Origin of the sequence: Buttiauxella cochleicola, assembly GCF_021283185.1 — a bacterium.
GTDB lineage: Bacteria > Pseudomonadota > Gammaproteobacteria > Enterobacterales > Enterobacteriaceae > Buttiauxella > Buttiauxella massiliensis.
In genome coordinates, this window is sequence record NZ_JAJSOS010000003.1 from 285,681 (window position 1) to 303,532 (window position 17,852).

Sequence of the window (17,852 nt, forward strand, 5' to 3'; positions counted from 1 at the left end):
TTAGGAATGATTTATGAATACAACTCCCTGGTGGCAACATGGTGTCATCTACCAGATCTACCCGAAGAGTTTTCAGGATACGACCGGCAGCGGTACCGGCGATCTTGCAGGGGTCATTAAACGCCTCGACTACTTAAAACTGCTGGGCGTTGACGCCATTTGGCTGACCCCTTTTTATATCTCCCCGCAGATTGATAATGGCTATGACGTTGCCAACTACTGCGCGATTGATCCGACTTACGGCACCCTGGATGATTTCGACAAGCTTGTCGCTGAAGCGCATGACCGCGGGATTCGAATCATCCTGGATATGGTGTTTAACCACACGTCCACGCAACACGCCTGGTTCCATGAAGCGCTAAACAAAGAAAGCCCATACCGCGAGTTTTATATCTGGCGCGACGGTACGCCGGATCTGGTGCCTAACAACTGGCGCTCTAAATTTGGGGGTAACGCCTGGCGCTGGCATGCGGAAAGCGGCCAGTATTATCTGCATCTGTTTGCGCCTGAGCAGGCGGATCTAAACTGGGAAAATCCGCAGGTACGCGCGGAACTGAAGAAAGTCTGCGAGTTCTGGTCAGATCGCGGTGTTGATGGTTTACGCCTTGATGTGATCAACCTGATATCGAAAGATCAAGATTTCCCAAGCGATATTGATGGTGGTGACGGGCGTCGTTTTTATACCGACGGGCCACGCATTCACGAATATCTGCAAGAATTCAGCCGCGATGTGTTTAAGCCACGCGGATTGATGACTGTTGGTGAAATGTCGTCAACCACGCTTGATAATTGCCAGCAATACGCGGCGCTTAACAGCGATGAACTGTCGATGACGTTCAACTTCCATCATCTGAAAGTGGATTATCCCAACGGGCAAAAATGGGCGCTGGCGGCTCCAGATTATGTGGCACTGAAAGCTATTTTCAGCCACTGGCAGCAAGGTATGCACAACGTGGCGTGGAATGCGTTGTTCTGGTGTAACCACGACCAGCCGCGCATTGTGTCGCGCTTTGGTGATGAAGGCGAACTGCGCGTTCCGGCAGCAAAAATGCTGGGCATGGTGCTGCACGGTATGCAAGGCACGCCATATATTTACCAGGGCGAAGAGCTGGGGATGACCAATCCACACTTTAAACGCATCGTTGATTATCGCGATGTGGAAAGCCACAACATGTACGCGGAACTGCGGGCGCAAGGCCGGGATAGCGATAATCTGCTGGCTATTCTTGCCAGCAAATCACGCGATAACAGCCGCACACCGATGCAGTGGGACGATGGCGAAAACGCAGGTTTCACCCAGGGAACACCGTGGATTAACCTTTGCGATAACTATCAAACCATCAATGCTAAAACAGCAGTGGATGACCCGGACTCGGTATTTTATGCCTACCAGCAACTGATTAAGCTGCGTAAAGCAAACCCTGTTTTCACCTGGGGTAGTTATCAGGATTTGCTGCCGGAGCACCCGTATTTATGGTGTTATCGCCGCGAGTGGCAAGGGCAAACATTGATTGTCGCAGCCAATCTCAGCCGTGAAAACCAGTGGTGGATGCCGGAAGCCTTCGAAGGTGACTGGGATGTACTGATGAGCAACTATTCTGATGCTGTAGGTAAACCTGGCGAGATAAGTTTACGGCCATTCGAGGCTGTCTATTGGTTGCAAGGTTAATCCTTACCCGATTTCTCCCTCATATTTGAGGGAGATCTCCTCCTTCAAATTTAAAGATTTTCCCTCACCGCCCATCCTTCCTGCTACGCCTGATTTACTTTGTTCTGCATCAATAAAATCGCAAACATCTTTGATGCAAATCACTACATATAGACCTTAAAATGCACCCCGCCCCAACATGTTGTAGTTATCGACTATTATAACAACATGTTCCACAGATGATTCTGGGGATTATCTGTGGATAAACGTAGGCCAGAAAACAGAAAGCCTATGACAGCCCGAGCAATTACAGCCCGTAGGCAATTCTAATCCTTTGTGGATAACATTTTTAAATATGGAGAAACCATGACACCGCATGTGATGAAAAGAGACGGGTGCAAAGTACCTTTCACTTCAGAGCGCATAAAAGAAGCTATTCTTCGTGCAGCTAAAGCAGCGGGAGTCGATGACGCAGACTATTGCGCCACCGTAGCAGATATTGTCCGTGCGCAGATGGAAGGTCGTAACCAGGTTGATATTGGTGAAATCCAGACCGCCGTCGAAAACCAATTAATGGCCGGTGACTACAAGCAACTTGCACGTGCATACATTGAATATCGCCACGACCGCGATATCGAACGTGAGAAGCGTGGCCGCCTGAATCAAGAAATTCGTGGTCTGGTAGAACAAACCAACTCCGCTTTGCTCAATGAAAACGCCAATAAAGACAGCAAAGTTATCCCGACTCAGCGCGACTTGTTAGCCGGTATTGTGGCTAAACACTATGCCTCACAGCACCTGTTACCACGCGATGTGGTTCTGGCACATGAACGTGGTGATATTCACTATCACGATCTTGATTACTCGCCGTTCTTCCCGATGTTTAACTGCATGCTTATCGATCTTAAAGGCATGCTGACGCACGGCTTTAAAATGGGGAATGCGGAAATTGAGCCGCCAAAATCTATCTCAACAGCAACAGCTGTTACCGCACAAATCATTGCCCAGGTTGCCAGCCACATTTATGGCGGCACCACTATTAACCGTATTGATGAAGTGCTGGCACCATTTGTTACCGAAAGCTTTGAGAAACACCGTAAAACTGCCGAAGAATGGCAGATCCCGGACGCTAAAGGTTATGCGCTTTCACGTACTGAGAAAGAGTGCTACGACGCTTTCCAGTCGCTGGAATATGAAGTGAATACGCTCCACACCGCTAATGGCCAGACGCCATTCGTGACCTTCGGTTTCGGTCTGGGAACTAGCTGGGAATCACGCCTTATTCAGACCTCTATTCTGCGTAATCGCATCGCGGGTCTGGGTAAAAACCGTAAAACAGCGGTGTTCCCGAAACTGGTTTTCGCCATTAAAGATGGCCTGAACCACAAGGCTGGCGATGCGAACTACGACATCAAACAACTCGCTCTGGAATGTGCCAGCAAACGCATGTATCCGGACATTCTGAACTACGACCAGGTCGTTAAAGTCACCGGCTCGTTCAAAACGCCAATGGGTTGTCGCAGTTTCCTGGGTGTGTACGAAGAAAACGGTGAGCAGATTCATGATGGTCGTAACAACATCGGCGTTATCAGCCTGAACCTGCCACGTATTGCGCTGGAAGCAAAAGGTGATGAAGCTACCTTCTGGACGCTGCTCGATGAGCGCCTGGAACTGGCTTATAAAGCTCTGATGACGCGTATCGCTCGTCTGGAAGGTGTGAAAGCGCGTGTTGCACCGATCCTATATATGGAAGGGGCTTGCGGTGTGCGTCTGAAAGCAGACGACGACGTTTCTGAGATCTTCAAAAATGGCCGTGCATCGATTTCACTGGGTTACATCGGCATCCACGAAACGGTGAATGCCCTGTTTGGTAACCAGCACGTTTACGACAGCGAAGAATTACGCGCGAAAGCTGTAGCGATTGTGGAACGCCTGCGCCAGGCAACCGACAGCTGGAAAGAAGAGACTGGCTACGGTTTCAGCCTGTACAGCACACCAAGTGAAAACCTGTGTGACCGCTTCTGCCGTCTTGATACCGCTGAGTTTGGCGTGGTTCCAGGCGTGACCGACAAAGGTTACTACACCAACAGCTTCCACCTGGATGTTGAGAAGAAAGTTAACCCGTACGACAAAATCGACTTTGAAGCAGCGTACCCGCCGGTCGCGAACGGTGGTTTCATCTGTTACGGCGAATACCCGAACATCCAGCACAACCTGCAAGCGCTGGAAGACGTCTGGGATTACAGCTACAAGCACGTTCCGTATTACGGCACCAATACACCAATTGATGAGTGCTATGAGTGTGGCTTTACCGGTGAGTTTGAATGCACCAGCAAAGGCTTTACCTGCCCGAAATGTGGCAACCACGATGCCGCTCGTGTATCGGTAACACGCCGTGTTTGTGGTTATCTCGGTAGCCCGGATGCACGTCCGTTTAACGCTGGCAAGCAGGAAGAAGTGAAGCGCCGCGTGAAGCATTTGGGTAACGGGCAGTTAGATTCTTCGCAAAGCAATTAACGTCAGAGCAAAGCGAAAATGAATGTGCATCAATACTATCCGGTAGACATTGTTAACGGGCCGGGAACACGCTGTACGCTGTTCGTTTCCGGCTGCGTACATGAATGTCCTGGGTGCTACAACAAAAGCACCTGGCGGTTAAATTCAGGTATGCCGTTCACCCAGGAAATGGAAGATCGGATCATTAACGATCTGAACGATACGCGTATCCGCCGCCAGGGTCTGTCGCTTTCGGGCGGCGATCCGCTTCATCCGCAGAATCTGGCTGATGTCCTGCAACTTGTGCAACGCGTGCGGGCAGAATGCCCGGGCAAAGATATCTGGATGTGGACGGGTTATAGGCTTGATGAATTAACGGTAGCTCAGCGCGAAGTGGTTGATTTAGTTAACGTGCTGATTGACGGTAAATTTGTTCAGGAGCTAAAAGACCCGGCACTTGTCTGGCGCGGCAGCAGCAACCAGGTCGTACATCATTTGCGATAAAGCCCCTTATGGGGCTTTTGCTATTTCACGTAACTGACTTGAGTCCAGAATATTCACACCCTCGCCTGCAGGTTTAAGCGCCTCATGCAGCATTGCTTTCGCCACATCCCTTGCTTCAATGGACTTCCACTTCCCAGGCATGATTTTGAACAAAGGTGCAAACAGCGACTCATTTAAACGCTGTGATTCCCGATGGCCGAGCAGCATGGATGGACGAGCAATCGTCAGACGCGGCCACTGTTGCGCTATCAATGCCTCCTCCATCTCCCCTTTTACCCGGTTATAAAAGAATGGCGATTTGCTATTCGCGCCAATGGCGCTAACCACCAGCATCTGCTTAGCTCCCAGACGCAGCCCGGTGATTGCGGTATCCACCACCAGCGTGTAATCCGCCAACACAAAAGCTTCTTTGCTGCCTGCTTCTTTCATAGTGGTACCGAGGCAGCAAAAGACTGTATCAATCGGCTCGCTTAATTGTGTGAGTGCATCACTCAACTGAGGATCGTAGGGATTGGTGACTTTATTCATTGCAGGCAAGGAGCGCCGTGTTGCAGCAACGATATGACTGATTTGTGGCTCATTGATTAGCATGCGCAGTAAGTGCCCACCAACAAGGCCTGTGGCCCCCGTAATCAAAACCCGGTTCATAAGATCTCCTGTAGCTTATTAACCAAGTTTAGTGTCATCTCGCAGCCAGTGGAGCTTTTTACCAAAACCGAGCGTGTTGTCGGTCATTTTTATTTCATCAAGACGAATTTCCCACACCGGCGCCTTCATTACTCGCGCTACTGGGAAGCGCTTGCAGTAACGAGTACGAATGCTGTCGGCTTCTTGCTCTGCAACCAGAGTGATTTCACCGCGAAACTGTACGCCACGAATTAACGCCACGGTTTTGGGCTGCCCATTAACCGTTCCGGCTACATTGGCGTGGTTTCCAATCAACTCTCCGTGACGAGTGTGACTTTCGCTTAACAGGTAGAAAGCGACGCGTTGTTCATCAAATAAGTAGAACGCATTTGCGCACCATAAATCACCATTACTGCCTACGCAGTAAGTCAGTACATGCTGTTTGTTCAGCCAACGACTAATGGCATTGAGAGTTTCCATGTGCAACCTGAAGAGTGATATTCTGCGGAAAACATCAATTATGCGCCCGACCTATGTCCCCCTGGTATCTCTATTTAGTCCGCACCCTCGATAACCGTTTATACACGGGCATTACCACCGATGTGGAGCGCCGTTTCTCTCAGCATCAAGCAGGTAAAGGTGCGAAAGCATTGCGGGGGAAAGGTGAGTTAACATTGGCCTTTAGCCATCTGGTGGGAGATCGCTCAAGCGCGTTGCGCCTGGAGTATCGCATCAAGCAGCTAACTAAAGCGCAGAAAGAGATGTTAGTGGCAGGGATTTTGCCTTTTGAAGACCTGTTGGCAGGCATCTTAACTCAATCCCCAATAGATTTCGTATCGCAGCAAGGCGGCAAGTGAGTAAATCCCCAGGAGCTTACTCAAGTAAGTGACTGGGGTGCATGAACGCAGCCAACACCGCTGTGATACGAAAGATTAAGGGGATCAAAACTCCCGGTTGAAATGCTCGTGATAGTCCACTAAACCACTCACGCCATTGAGCGCATCATCGGCCAACGGATGAATCAGGAAATGGGCTTCGGTATCGGGCCAGGTACAGCGCAAATCAAACTGCGCAGCCGGAACAAAACCAAAGCGGCTATACAGCGCGGGTTCGCCTAATGTCACAACGGCGGCATAACCAAATTCATTGAGTGAATCGAGTCCCTCATAAACCAGTTTTTTCGCCAGCCCCTGGCCGCGATAAGTTTCGTCTACAGCCAGTGGTGCCAGACCAACCCACTGTAGTTCTTCACCTTCTACCGCAACCGGACTGAATGCGGCATAACCAACGACCTGACCTTCGTCATCCGTGGCAACAACACCCAGTGTTAACAGGCCGTCTTCTCGTAAATCCTTTACCAAATCTGCTTCACCATTGCCATTAAAGGAGCGGCGAAGTAATGCGTCGATGCCTGGAGCATCAATAGGTATTTCTACACGAATTAGCATGGCTCACCTACCGAGTTACTTTCTGGAGCAGGTTTATGCTTCATCCCCGCTTCGACAAAATCAGCCAGTTGCAGCAGCAGCATGCGTAGTGGTTTTGGCATCGCATCCAGCTCAATGGCATCCATTAAATTTTTGACGTACAGACCCAGCTCAGTGTCACCTTCAATCATCAGGCGGCGTTGGAAAAACAGGGTATCGGGATCTTGTTTACGCGCAGCGATCATCAACAAATCGTTGGCTGTCGCACTGAAACTCACATCAGCCGGAGCATCTTCACGCACAACCAGTTTATTATCTTGTACCGAAGTAAACCATTTTAGACCGAGATCGCGTACTTCAATACTTAACCAGCGTCCCTCAAGAAATTCGAGTTCACCTTCTTCCATTGCCTGACGGAACTGCCAGCCAAGAACCTGTTCAAGCACCTGGCGCTTTAGAGCAAAGGGCGTCAGTTTAACCGGTGTTCTTAACAGTGACGGGCCAAGATGGACCAGGCGTGAACGCAATTTATCCAACACAAGCTTTACTCCTTGAGAAATTTAACCACCATTTTGCCACACCAGCCATTCTCCGTAGCGGTGTAAATCAACAAGTTTGCGGGTTATCAATACCATCATATTGATTTCATCAATACGCCATTAGCTGCCTTAAATCAAAATTTGTCGTGGACGGGTTAACTAAAATCCCAGTTCGTTAACAATTTTGCTGTCCGACACTGGGCCGCATGGGTTTCCTTTAAGGTTACCCAATGATTCAGGATAAATTATGGAGTTGCTTTGCCCAGCTGGAAACTTACCGGCGTTGAAAGCGGCCATCGATAATGGTGCCGATGCGGTTTACATTGGTCTTAAAGATGACACCAACGCCCGCCATTTTGCTGGACTAAATTTCACGGAGAAGAAACTGCAAGAAGCGGTGAGTTACGTGCATCAACATGGCCGTAAACTGCACATCGCTATCAATACGTTTGCGCATCCGGACGGCTACGTGCGTTGGCAACGTGCAGTCGATATGGCAGCGCAACTCGGAGCCGACGCTTTAATTCTGGCCGACCTCGCCATGCTTGAATATGCGGCTGAACGTTACCCACATATTGAGCGCCACGTATCGGTACAAGCCTCCGCCACCAATGAAGAAGCTGTCCGCTTTTATCATCGCAACTTCGACGTTGCACGCGTTGTTCTCCCACGCGTGTTATCCATTCATCAGGTAAAACAGTTGGCTCGGGTCACTCCGGTTCCGCTGGAAGTGTTTGCTTTCGGTAGCCTGTGCATTATGGCTGAAGGGCGTTGTTATCTTTCTTCGTATCTGACCGGTGAATCACCGAATACCGTTGGCGCGTGCTCGCCTGCGCGGTTTGTTCGCTGGCAGCAAACGCCACAGGGCCTCGAATCACGCCTCAACGATGTGCTGATCGACCGCTATCAGGACGGCGAAAACGCCGGTTATCCAACGCTGTGCAAAGGTCGCTATCTGGTTGACGATCAGAAATATCACGCTCTTGAAGAGCCAACCAGCCTGAACACACTTGAACTGCTGCCTGAATTATTAGCCGCAAATATTGCGTCGGTGAAAATCGAAGGCCGCCAGCGTAGCCCGGCCTATGTCAGCCAGGTGGCGAAAGTCTGGCGCCAGGCAATCGATCTGTGTATGGCTGATCCGGAAAACTACCGTGCGAAACCTGCGTGGATGGAAGATCTGGGAGCGATGGCCGAAGGCACGCAAACCACTCTCGGTGCCTATCACCGTAAATGGCAGTAGGGATGACCATGAAATATTCATTAGGGCCGGTTCTGTACTACTGGCCAAAAGAGACCCTGGAAAAATTTTACCAGGCTGCGGCAAGCAGCAGCGCAGAAACTATCTATCTTGGCGAGTCAGTGTGTAGCAAGCGCCGCGCAACCAAAACCGGTGACTGGCTGGATATGGCGAAGAGCCTCGCGGGCCAGGGCAAACAAGTGGTGCTTTCCACGCTCGCGCTGGTTCAGGCACCGTCTGAATTAAACGAGCTCAAACGCTACGTCGAGAATGGTGATTTCCTGATTGAAGCCAATGACCTTGGTGCTGTGAATATGGCGGCAGAACGCAAACTACCCTTTGTCGCAGGCCACGCGCTTAACTGCTATAACGCGGTTACGCTACGCTTGCTGTACAAACAAGGCATGATTCGCTGGTGTATGCCTGTTGAGCTATCTCGCGACTGGCTGGCAAACATGCTGACTCAGTGTGATGAGCTAGGTATCCGCAATAAGTTTGAAGTCGAAGTACTGAGCTACGGCCACTTGCCTTTGGCTTATTCCGCACGCTGTTTCACCGCGCGTTCCGAAGACAAGCCAAAAGATGAATGTGAAACCTGCTGCATTAAATATCCTGTCGGCCGCAACATGTTGTCTCAGGAAAACCAGCAAGTGTTTGTGCTTAATGGCATTCAGACCATGAGCGGCTATGTTTACAACCTCGGAAATGAACTGGCGTCGATGAAAGGCTTAGTCGATATGGTGCGTTTATCACCGATGGGTATGGAAACACTTCGCGTTCTGGAAGCCTTCCGCAAAAATGAAAATGGCAATGCGCCGTTATCTCTGGCACAGCAAACCGATTGTAATGGTTACTGGCGACGTGTCGCTGGCTTAGAACTGGTTACTCAGAGCTGAGAAAAGGCTCACTTTGTTACTTAATTGTTGATGATTTTGCGTAATACTGAAAAGTAATCAGCAGAAAACAAAGTGAGCCGTTATGACTTCAGTCCCGTTCTCTCTACTCGATTTAGCCCCGATTCCACTAGGCTCTCAGCCTCGTGATGCATTCCATCGTTCTTTAGATTTAGCTCGCCTGGCCGAAAAGCGTGGCTACCATCGCTATTGGCTGGCTGAGCACCACAATATGACCGGTATCGCCAGTGCTGCAACCTCCGTGCTTATTGGCTATCTGGCGGCGAATACCGAGACTTTGCGCCTGGGCTCTGGTGGCGTAATGTTACCAAACCATTCACCGCTAATGATTGCAGAGCAGTTTGGTACGCTGGAAACGCTTTATCCCGGGCGTATTGATTTGGGATTAGGCCGCGCGCCGGGAAGCGACCAGCGCACTATGATGGCATTGCGCCGCCATATGAGTGGTGATATCGACAACTTCCCACGCGATGTCAGCGAACTGGTGTCATGGTTTGATGCTACTGACCCAAACCCGGCAGTGCGCCCGGTTCCTGGCTACAACACTAAAATCCCTGTCTGGCTTCTGGGATCAAGCTTATATAGCGCCCAACTGGCGGCCCAACTTGGGCTGCCGTTTGCTTTTGCTTCACACTTTGCACCCGATATGTTGTTCCAGGCCCTGCAACTTTATCGTGCCCAGTTCAAACCTTCTGCCCGCCTGGAAAAACCGTATGCAATGGTATGCATCAATATTATTGCCGCTGACAGCAACCGCGATGCCGAATTCCTATTTACCTCGATGCAGCAAGCTTTCGCTAAATTGCGTCGTGGCGAAACGGGCCAGTTACCACCGCCGATTGAAAACATGGATAACTTCTGGAGCCCGGCTGAGAAATATGGCGTGCAGCAGGCATTGAGCATGTCTCTGGTGGGAGATATTGCAAAAGTCCGCCACGGTCTGATCTCATTGCTGCGTGAAACGCAGGCTGATGAAATTATGGTTAATGGCCAGATTTTTGATACCCAAGCTCGCCTGCATTCCTTTGATCTGGCGATGGATGTGTACGAGAGCTTGTAAAGTTTTCGCCCCTCGGTCGAGGGGCGAATTTTTAGTGATAAACCGGCAGTAAATCGAAGCTTGAAAGGATATGGATGGTGGCGTTAGTCACACCGAAGATAAGAATCAGCACAATCATTTTATTCCCGCCCCACACCCGATAAATTGGACTACCGAATTTCTTGCGAGAAGCTTTTGCCAGAAGAGCAGGAACAATTGCCGCCCAGATAGTCGCCGCCAGCCCCGCAAATCCAATCGCGTAGATAAAACCGTCAGGCCAGATAACGCCACCCAACATTGGCGGGATAAATGTCACCAGCGCAGTTTTCAGACGGCCCATCGGTGAATCGTCAAATTTAAACAGGTCAGCCAGGTAATCGAATAAGCCCAAGGTCACGCCCAAAAAGGAACTCGCAACGGCGAAATTAGAGAACACGATCAGCAGCAAATCCAACGCACGGCTATTCAACACACCGCTCAACGCGCCTACCAGCACATCAATATTTCCGCCTTTGTCGGCAATGGCAATAAAATCACTGCGCGGAATATTTCCCATACTGCCCACCAACCAAATGATGTACAGCACTAACGCCATTAACGTCCCCCAGACAAGGCAACGCTTAATGGTCTGTGGGTCTTTGCCGTAATACTTCATCAGGCTCGGCACATTACCGTGGTAGCCAAACGATGCCAGACAGAAAGGTAGCGTCATGAATAAATACGGCAGATAACTTGGATTAATCGCTTTGCTATCCAGAAGCGTTGCAGGTTCGACATGCCACATCAGGCCGCCAAACGTCATAAAGAAAGTCAGAATTTTTGCGCCAAGAACTATCGTCGTCATGCGGCTTACTGCACGGGTGCTGAGCCAAACAATAAAAGCGACGATAAAGGCAAAAATTAACCCGGCAAATCGCGCAGGGAAATCGACAGACATTTTACCGAGCGTGTGGTGAATCACCGAACCGCTTGCCGAAATGTAGGCGTAGGTAAGGATGTACAGAACAAATGCAATGGAAAGGCCGTTAATCAGGTTCCAGCCTTTGCCAAGCAAATCTTTGGTCACGGTGTCAAAACTTGAGCCTACGCGGTAGTTGAGGTTTGCTTCCAGAATCATCAATCCGGAGTGCAGCATACAAAACCAGGTCACTAATAACGCTGCAATAGACCAGAAGAACCACGCCCCAGACATCACCACCGGCAGAGAGAACATTCCTGCACCAATAATAGTGCCGCCAATAATCATTACCCCACCGAAAATAGACGGCGAAGCGTGGGTGGTTGCAAAAGTTGCCATACGAATTCCTGAGACAATGAACGACTGTCGAAGCGACAGGCTTACTGCGCTATATTGTACCAGTACATGAGTACAATTTGGATAAAAAAAATCCCGGTTGCATTAACCAGGATTTTTATCACTGCCTGCTGATTAACAGCAGGCATAAACTTCTGTCAATTAAGCTTCAGTTGTACGACGACGAGTTGGAGCTGCGCCATCTTCACGACGTGGGCCACGACCGCCTTCACGACGTTCGCCGCTGAAGCTACGTGGTGCACCAGCACCTGCAGGGCCATCACGACGTGGACCGCGACCGCCTTCACGACGCTCACCACCACCACCGAAGCTACGGCCTGCGCCTGCACCAGCACCGCCGCCACGACGTTCGCCGCCACGGTCAGTACGAGGTTGTGCATCACCCATCAACTGCATATTCATTGGTTTGTTCAGAATACGAGTACGGGTAAAGTGCTGCAGGATTTCGCCCGGCATGCCTTTTGGCAGTTCGATAGTAGAGTGAGTACCGAACAGCTTGATGTTACCGATGTAACGGCTGCTGATATCACCTTCGTTAGCGATAGCGCCAACGATATGACGAACTTCAACACCATCATCACGGCCAACTTCAATGCGGTACAGTTCCATATCGCCAACATCACGACGTTCGCGACGTGGTGCATCGCCATCACGCTGTGGACGATCTGAACGCTCTGGACGGTCACCGCGTGGTGCACGATCCGGACGATCGCCACGTGGAGCACGGTCTGAACGTTCGAAACGCTCATCACGCTCACGGAATTCACGCTTAGGACGCATTGGTGCATCTGGTGGCAGGATCAGAGGACGTTCGCCCTGTGCCATTTTCAGCAGTGCTGCAGCCAGTGTTTCCATATCCAGCTCTTCATCAGCCACAGGCTGAATTTTTGCCAGCAGGCCACGGTACAGATCCAGATCGCTGCTTTCCAGTTGCTGCTGAACTTTAGCTGCGAACTTAGCCAGACGGCGCTCGCTCAGCAGATCACGGTTTGGCAGTTCAACTTCAGGAATAGTCAGCTTCATGGTACGTTCGATGTTACGCAGCAGACGGCGCTCGCGGTTCTCAACGAACAGCAGAGCACGGCCAGCACGACCCGCACGACCGGTACGACCGATACGGTGAACGTAAGACTCGGAGTCCATCGGGATGTCGTAGTTAACAACCAGGCTGATACGCTCAACGTCCAGGCCACGAGCCGCAACGTCGGTTGCAATCAGGATGTCCAGACGACCGTCTTTCAGACGTTCCAGAGTTTGCTCACGCAGCGCCTGGTTCATGTCACCGTTCAGTGCAGCACTGTTGTAGCCGCTCTGTTCCAGCGCTTCTGCCACTTCCAGAGTTGCGTTTTTGGTACGTACGAAAATGATCGCCGCATCAAAATCTTCAGACTCAAGGAAACGAACCAATGCTTCGTTCTTACGCATACCGTGCACAGTCCAATAGCTCTGGCTGATGTCCGGGCGAGTAGTAACGCTAGATTGAATGCGAACTTCCTGCGGATCTTTCATGAAACGACGGGTAATACGACGAATCGCTTCTGGCATAGTTGCAGAGAACAGAGCGGTCTGATGACCTTCTGGGATCTGAGCCATGATGGTTTCAACGTCTTCGATGAAGCCCATACGCAACATTTCATCAGCTTCATCCAGTACCAGACCTTTCAGGCTGGACAGGTTCAGCGTACCGCGTTTTAAGTGGTCAAGCAGACGACCTGGGGTACCAACAACAATTTGTGGTCCCTGACGCAGGGCGCGCAGCTGCACGTCATAACGCTGGCCACCGTAAAGGGCTACAACGTTTACGCCGTGCATATGTTTAGAGAAATCCGTCATGGCTTCAGCAACCTGAACCGCCAGTTCGCGGGTCGGTGCCAGCACCAGGATTTGTGGTGCTTTCAGCTCTGGATCAAGGTTGTGCAGCAGCGGTAAAGAGAACGCTGCAGTTTTGCCGCTACCCGTCTGGGCCATACCCAGTACATCGCGGCCAGCCAGCAGTTGTGGGATACACTCTGCCTGGATTGGAGATGGTTTTTCGTAACCCAGATCGTTCAGGGCTTTAAGGATGGAGTCGTTAAGACCCAGATCAGAAAAAGTAGTTTCGATAGTAGTAGTCTCGATGATGTCAGTCATGTAGTACACGTGCCTCGTAGATGGCGGCCAGTCTACATAACTCATCGTGAAATTGACCTGCAATTTTCATTGAAAAGTGTGAACCGGCTCAAATTTGGTTGATTAACGAACAAAAACGCCCTCACCCGTTAAGGTGATGACTTTAATAAAAAAGTTTATGGGCTGATCGATGTTCGTCAGCTATTGCTGGTCCGATTCTGCCAGGTCATCTTGCTCCTGGCCCAAGAGCGCTAATTCCAACAATGCATAACGATGCTCAACGTAGTTGTGTACGTTGTTAGCGACCGCTAACTTGAACAGTGCCGTGGCGCTGTCCTTTTCCCCCAGACTTAGGTAGTACTTACCTAAATAGAAGTTGGTTTCACTGAGATGCTCAGCGAGCGAGGTGTTATCCGTTGCGTCCGCCTCGAGGCGTTCCATTAACGTTTTTTCGTTAATGTTCCCCAGGTAGAACTCGACAATGTTCCATCCCCATTGCTCTTTGTCCGATTTATCGAGGCGCTGTTGTAACGCCACTTTAGCCTGCTTTGCATCTAAATTGCTTTCAGCAATGTAGAGCCACAGACTACGGAAAGGATCATTGGGATCGTCTTGATAAAACGCTAGCAGATCATCTTGCGCTAAACGATAACGACCACCGTAGTAGAGGGCGATACCGCGATTTAAATGCGCATAGTTGTAAGTTGGATCAAGCTCAAGTACAGAATCAAACGCTTCATAGGCAGCATCAAAATTGCCTGCCTGCGTTAAATATATACCTAAGTAATTGAATACTTCAGGCATATCGGGGCGGATTGCCAACGCTTGTGAAAAATCATTTCGCGCCAGAGCCCGCAAGCCAAGGCTATCATACAACACTCCGCGCTCATATAAAAGCTGCGCGCGCTCATCATCGGTTAAAGCCCGGCTGGCAAGTATCTGTTCCATGCGTGCAAGAATGACTTCTTGCTGCAAAGTCGGCTGCAATGGCACCGCCAGGACTTCACGTTCACGCCAGGAGGAGTTGCTGCATCCTGCCAGCGCGAGAGCTGTCGCAACGAAACACCAGCGCAAAAAAGGCTTCATTTCCCACTCCCGAAGACAACATATGGATGACGTCCTGTCCGCCGGCTCTAAAACGAGACTCCCTGCCCCGTAATAAATAGCTCTCCATGTCGCCATGGAGAGCTTAATCGGTATCGCTTACTCAGCTTCTGGTGCAGCTGGTGCTGCGTTTTCCGCTGGAGACTGCTCAGTTGCTTCTTTGATGCTCAGACGAACACGGCCCTGGCGGTCAACTTCCAGTACTTTAACTGGAACTTCTTGACCCATCTGCAGGTAGTCAGTCACTTTCTCTACGCGCTTGTCAGCGATTTGAGAAATGTGCACCAGACCTTCTTTGCCGCCGCCGATAGCAACGAATGCACCGAAATCTACGATACGAGTAACTTTACCCTGGTAGATACGGCCGACTTCGATTTCAGCAGTGATCTCTTCGATACGACGAATAGCAAACTTCGCTTTCTCGCCATCGGTCGCCGCGATTTTCACGGTGCCGTCATCTTCGATTTCGATAGTTGTACCGGTTTCTTCGGTCAGCGCACGAATCACGGAACCACCCTTACCGATCACGTCTTTGATCTTGTCTGGGTTGATTTTGATTGTGTGAATACGTGGAGCGAACTGAGAGATATCGCCACGCGGAGCGTTGATAGCCTGTTCCATCACGCCAAGGATATGCAGACGCGCACCTTTAGCCTGGTTCAGAGCCACCTGCATGATTTCGCGGGTGATACCTTCGATTTTGATATCCATCTGCAGTGCAGAGATACCTTCACGGCTACCAGCAACTTTAAAGTCCATGTCGCCCAGGTGATCTTCGTCACCAAGGATGTCAGACAGAACAACAAAGTTCTCGCCTTCTTTAACCAGACCCATCGCAATACCGGCTACAGCGGCTTTGATTGGCACGCCTGCATCCATCAGTGCCAGAGAAGCACCACATACGGAAGCCATGGAAGAAGAACCGTTAGATTCAGTGATTTCAGACACTACACGTACGGTGTACGGGAAGCGGTCAGCTTCTGGCATAACAGCCAGTACGCCACGCTTAGCCAGACGACCATGACCAATCTCACGACGCTTAGGAGAACCGACCATGCCGGTTTCGCCTACGGAGTACGGAGGGAAGTTGTAGTGGAACAGGAAGTTGTCGGTACGTTCGCCCATCAACTCATCCAGGTTCTGTGCGTCACGTGCGGTACCCAGAGTTGCTGTAACCAGCGCCTGAGTTTCACCACGGGTGAACAGTGCAGAACCGTGAGTACGTGGCAGAACGCCAGTACGCACATCCAGACCACGGATCATGTCTTTTTCGCGGCCATCAATACGCAGTTCACCAGCCAGAATACGGCTACGAACAACATTTTTCTCGATAGCATGCAGGATGTCGCTGATTTCGCCAGCATCAATTGAATCGTCTTCAGCTGACAGTGCAGCGATAACGTCAGATTTGATGATGTCGACTTGTGCGTAACGCTCTTGCTTATCAGTAATACGGTAAGCATCGCTCAGACGGGATTCAGCAAGTGCAGCAACGCGCGCATTCAGCGCTTCGTTAGCGGCTTCTGGCTGCCAGTCCCAACGTGGTTTGCCAGCTTCAGCAACCAGAGAGTTGATGTTCTGGATAACAACTTGCTGTTGTTCGTGGCCAAATACTACCGCGCCCAGCATCTGGTCTTCGCTCAGCAGTTCAGCTTCGGATTCAACCATCAGCACAGCACCTTCGGTACCGGCAACAACCAGATCCAGCTTGCTGGTTTTCAGTTCGTCAGCAGTTGGGTTCAGAACATACTGGTCATTGATATAACCAACACGTGCAGAGCCAATTGGGCCGTTGAATGGAATACCAGACAGGCTCAGAGCGGCAGATGCACCGATCATTGCAACGATGTCTGGGTGAACTTGTGGGTTCACGGAAACAACAGTCGCGATAACCTGAACTTCGTTCACGAAACCTTCCGGGAACAGCGGACGCACTGGACGGTCAATCAGACGCGCGATCAGTGTTTCGCCTTCGCTTGGACGGCCTTCACGACGGAAGAAGCTACCTGGGATGCGACCAGCAGCGTAAGTACGCTCCTGATAGTTAACAGTCAGAGGGAAGAAGTCCTGGCCTGCTTTCGCTTTTTTCTGACCGACTACGGTCACGAATACAGCGGTGTCGTCCATGCTTACCATTACTGCTGCGGTAGCCTGGCGAGCCATCATACCGGTCTCTATTGTGACCGTATGCTGACCGTATTGAAATTTACGGACAATCGGAGTTAGCAAAATAATATCCTTAATAATCTTTGGTAGCAGGTGATTGCACTTGCTCCGTTTAACCCGATCTCTATCGCATCCTCGCGACTAATGACAACCCTAACCCGCCTATGCGGATAAAGCCTCTCATTAGCCGCGCGAACCTCTGCAACAAAGATCACACACTGCAACAATACATTAGTTTCCATAGAATTGCTGCCATCTGGTTGAAAAAAGGGGCCTTAAAAGGCCCCTTTTTCTGAAACTCGCAAGACTTAGCGACGCAGACCCAGACGCTCGATCAGGCTGGTGTAACGTGCTACATCTTTACGCTTCAGGTAGTCGAGCAGTTTACGACGCTGAGAAACCATACGCAGCAGACCACGACGGCTGTGGTGATCTTTTTTGTGCTCAGAGAAGTGACCCTGCAGATGGTTGATCTGAGCAGTCAGCAGTGCAACCTGAACTTCGGTAGAACCGCTGTCGTTAGAACCACGACCGAACTCGGAAACGATTTTTGCTTTAGCTTCAACGCTTAGAGACATTTTAAACTCCAAAATTATAGATAAAAAGATAGAGTGCCGATCTCTAATTCAGCAACCCCAGTGCACTTTCACAACAATGTTAAACAAAGGTATGAAAGTTAAGCCGCGCCATTTTACCTGTAGCCACCTCTTATCGCAAGGCAACT

General features: G+C 50.4%; 17 protein-coding genes. 7 read left to right on the top strand and 10 right to left on the bottom strand.

The genetic code is table 11. The features are described 5' to 3' along the window. Nucleotides 1-13 precede the first annotated feature (13 nt). From treC to nrdG, 3 genes are all read left to right on the top strand, one after another. Nucleotides 14-1,669: an alpha,alpha-phosphotrehalase gene (gene treC / locus LVQ76_RS06635; protein WP_232904471.1), complete on the top strand. Its 1,656-nt coding sequence runs from the start codon at nucleotides 14-16 to the stop codon at nucleotides 1,667-1,669. Nucleotides 1,670-2,014: 345 nt separating this feature from the next. Continuing rightward, entirely contained in the window at nucleotides 2,015-4,165 is a 2,151-nt protein-coding gene (gene nrdD, locus LVQ76_RS06640; RefSeq protein WP_232921262.1) for an anaerobic ribonucleoside-triphosphate reductase, read from the top strand. Between the two features lie 18 nt (nucleotides 4,166-4,183). Further along, nucleotides 4,184-4,648, top strand: a complete 465-nt coding sequence (nrdG, locus tag LVQ76_RS06645; protein ID WP_232921263.1) for an anaerobic ribonucleoside-triphosphate reductase-activating protein — start codon at nucleotides 4,184-4,186, stop codon at nucleotides 4,646-4,648. 6 nt (nucleotides 4,649-4,654) lie between these two features. Here the strand turns inward: nrdG and LVQ76_RS06650 are convergent, their stop codons facing one another. After that, on the bottom strand, nucleotides 4,655-5,296 hold the full coding sequence (locus LVQ76_RS06650; RefSeq protein ID WP_232921264.1) for an NAD(P)H-binding protein: 642 nt from the start codon (nucleotides 5,294-5,296) through the stop codon (nucleotides 4,655-4,657). An 18-nt stretch (nucleotides 5,297-5,314) separates the two neighbouring features. After that, nucleotides 5,315-5,755 carry a YhbP family protein gene (locus LVQ76_RS06655; RefSeq protein ID WP_232921265.1) on the bottom strand — a complete coding sequence of 147 codons (441 nt, stop codon included), beginning with the start codon at nucleotides 5,753-5,755 and terminating at the stop codon, nucleotides 5,315-5,317. 53 nt (nucleotides 5,756-5,808) lie between these two features. Between LVQ76_RS06655 and LVQ76_RS06660 the strand changes: the two genes are divergently transcribed. Beyond that, nucleotides 5,809-6,132, top strand: coding sequence for a GIY-YIG nuclease family protein (locus tag LVQ76_RS06660; protein ID WP_151993001.1), 324 nt, complete (start codon nucleotides 5,809-5,811; stop codon nucleotides 6,130-6,132). A gap of 84 nt (nucleotides 6,133-6,216) precedes the next feature. On the opposite strand, the gene LVQ76_RS06665 is transcribed toward LVQ76_RS06660, so the two are convergent. Together LVQ76_RS06665 and ubiT are read right to left on the bottom strand one after the other, a co-directional pair. Continuing rightward, on the bottom strand, nucleotides 6,217-6,723 hold the full coding sequence (locus tag LVQ76_RS06665) for a GNAT family N-acetyltransferase (RefSeq protein ID WP_232921266.1): 507 nt from the start codon (nucleotides 6,721-6,723) through the stop codon (nucleotides 6,217-6,219). Next, nucleotides 6,717-7,241, bottom strand: coding sequence for a ubiquinone anaerobic biosynthesis accessory factor UbiT (gene ubiT / locus LVQ76_RS06670; RefSeq protein ID WP_034459662.1), 525 nt, complete (start codon nucleotides 7,239-7,241; stop codon nucleotides 6,717-6,719). The genes LVQ76_RS06665 and ubiT overlap by 7 nt, the downstream gene beginning before the upstream one ends. Nucleotides 7,242-7,488: 247 nt before the next feature. On the opposite strand from ubiT, the gene ubiU reads away from it, so the two are divergent. The 3 genes from ubiU (at nucleotide 7,489) to LVQ76_RS06685 (ending at nucleotide 10,455) form a co-directional block, all read left to right on the top strand. Then, the gene (gene ubiU / locus LVQ76_RS06675) at nucleotides 7,489-8,484 is read left to right on the top strand and encodes a ubiquinone anaerobic biosynthesis protein UbiU (protein WP_232864696.1); all 996 of its coding nucleotides are present in this window, start codon (nucleotides 7,489-7,491) and stop codon (nucleotides 8,482-8,484) included. An 8-nt stretch (nucleotides 8,485-8,492) separates the two neighbouring features. Beyond that, entirely contained in the window at nucleotides 8,493-9,377 is an 885-nt protein-coding gene (locus LVQ76_RS06680) for a U32 family peptidase (RefSeq protein ID WP_232921267.1), read from the top strand. An 82-nt stretch (nucleotides 9,378-9,459) separates the two neighbouring features. Beyond that, nucleotides 9,460-10,455, top strand: coding sequence for a luciferase-like monooxygenase (locus LVQ76_RS06685; RefSeq protein WP_232921268.1), 996 nt, complete (start codon nucleotides 9,460-9,462; stop codon nucleotides 10,453-10,455). A gap of 31 nt (nucleotides 10,456-10,486) precedes the next feature. Here LVQ76_RS06685 and mtr read toward each other — a convergent pair whose 3' ends face one another. The 6 genes from mtr to rpsO all read right to left on the bottom strand — a co-directional run bounded on the left by mtr (nucleotide 10,487) and on the right by rpsO (nucleotide 17,706). Further along, nucleotides 10,487-11,731: a tryptophan permease gene (gene mtr, locus LVQ76_RS06690; RefSeq protein WP_232921269.1), complete on the bottom strand. Its 1,245-nt coding sequence runs from the start codon at nucleotides 11,729-11,731 to the stop codon at nucleotides 10,487-10,489. 159 nt (nucleotides 11,732-11,890) lie between these two features. Beyond that, nucleotides 11,891-13,879: a DEAD/DEAH family ATP-dependent RNA helicase gene (locus tag LVQ76_RS06695; protein ID WP_232904461.1), complete on the bottom strand. Its 1,989-nt coding sequence runs from the start codon at nucleotides 13,877-13,879 to the stop codon at nucleotides 11,891-11,893. Then, nucleotides 13,872-13,949, bottom strand: coding sequence for a protein YrbN (gene yrbN, locus LVQ76_RS06700; protein WP_110510645.1), 78 nt, complete (start codon nucleotides 13,947-13,949; stop codon nucleotides 13,872-13,874). The genes LVQ76_RS06695 and yrbN overlap by 8 nt, the downstream gene beginning before the upstream one ends. A 110-nt stretch (nucleotides 13,950-14,059) precedes the next feature. After that, on the bottom strand, nucleotides 14,060-14,944 hold the full coding sequence (gene nlpI, locus LVQ76_RS06705) for a lipoprotein NlpI (RefSeq protein ID WP_064514048.1): 885 nt from the start codon (nucleotides 14,942-14,944) through the stop codon (nucleotides 14,060-14,062). A 117-nt stretch (nucleotides 14,945-15,061) separates the two neighbouring features. After that, nucleotides 15,062-17,191 (bottom strand): polyribonucleotide nucleotidyltransferase, encoded by a 2,130-nt coding sequence (pnp, locus tag LVQ76_RS06710; RefSeq protein ID WP_232864701.1) that lies wholly within the window; start codon nucleotides 17,189-17,191, stop codon nucleotides 15,062-15,064. A gap of 245 nt (nucleotides 17,192-17,436) precedes the next feature. Beyond that, on the bottom strand, nucleotides 17,437-17,706 hold the full coding sequence (gene rpsO, locus LVQ76_RS06715; protein ID WP_064514052.1) for a 30S ribosomal protein S15: 270 nt from the start codon (nucleotides 17,704-17,706) through the stop codon (nucleotides 17,437-17,439). Nucleotides 17,707-17,852 lie beyond the last annotated feature (146 nt).

What these genes read in the sequence shown, in the direction of transcription:
- treC (WP_232904471.1), top strand. Translation starts at nt 14, where the DNA reads ATGAATACAACTCCCTGGTGGCAACATGGTGTCATCTACCAGATCTAC.
- nrdD (WP_232921262.1), top strand. Translation starts at nt 2,015, where the DNA reads ATGACACCGCATGTGATGAAAAGAGACGGGTGCAAAGTACCTTTCACT.
- nrdG (WP_232921263.1), top strand. Translation starts at nt 4,184, where the DNA reads ATGAATGTGCATCAATACTATCCGGTAGACATTGTTAACGGGCCGGGA.
- LVQ76_RS06650 (WP_232921264.1), bottom strand. Translation starts at nt 5,296, where the DNA reads ATGAACCGGGTTTTGATTACGGGGGCCACAGGCCTTGTTGGTGGGCAC.
- LVQ76_RS06655 (WP_232921265.1), bottom strand. Translation starts at nt 5,755, where the DNA reads ATGGAAACTCTCAATGCCATTAGTCGTTGGCTGAACAAACAGCATGTA.
- LVQ76_RS06660 (WP_151993001.1), top strand. Translation starts at nt 5,809, where the DNA reads ATGTCCCCCTGGTATCTCTATTTAGTCCGCACCCTCGATAACCGTTTA.
- LVQ76_RS06665 (WP_232921266.1), bottom strand. Translation starts at nt 6,723, where the DNA reads ATGCTAATTCGTGTAGAAATACCTATTGATGCTCCAGGCATCGACGCA.
- ubiU (WP_232864696.1), top strand. Translation starts at nt 7,489, where the DNA reads ATGGAGTTGCTTTGCCCAGCTGGAAACTTACCGGCGTTGAAAGCGGCC.
- LVQ76_RS06680 (WP_232921267.1), top strand. Translation starts at nt 8,493, where the DNA reads ATGAAATATTCATTAGGGCCGGTTCTGTACTACTGGCCAAAAGAGACC.
- LVQ76_RS06685 (WP_232921268.1), top strand. Translation starts at nt 9,460, where the DNA reads ATGACTTCAGTCCCGTTCTCTCTACTCGATTTAGCCCCGATTCCACTA.
- mtr (WP_232921269.1), bottom strand. Translation starts at nt 11,731, where the DNA reads ATGGCAACTTTTGCAACCACCCACGCTTCGCCGTCTATTTTCGGTGGG.
- LVQ76_RS06695 (WP_232904461.1), bottom strand. Translation starts at nt 13,879, where the DNA reads ATGACTGACATCATCGAGACTACTACTATCGAAACTACTTTTTCTGAT.
- yrbN (WP_110510645.1), bottom strand. Translation starts at nt 13,949, where the DNA reads ATGAAAATTGCAGGTCAATTTCACGATGAGTTATGTAGACTGGCCGCC.
- nlpI (WP_064514048.1), bottom strand. Translation starts at nt 14,944, where the DNA reads ATGAAGCCTTTTTTGCGCTGGTGTTTCGTTGCGACAGCTCTCGCGCTG.
- rpsO (WP_064514052.1), bottom strand. Translation starts at nt 17,706, where the DNA reads ATGTCTCTAAGCGTTGAAGCTAAAGCAAAAATCGTTTCCGAGTTCGGT.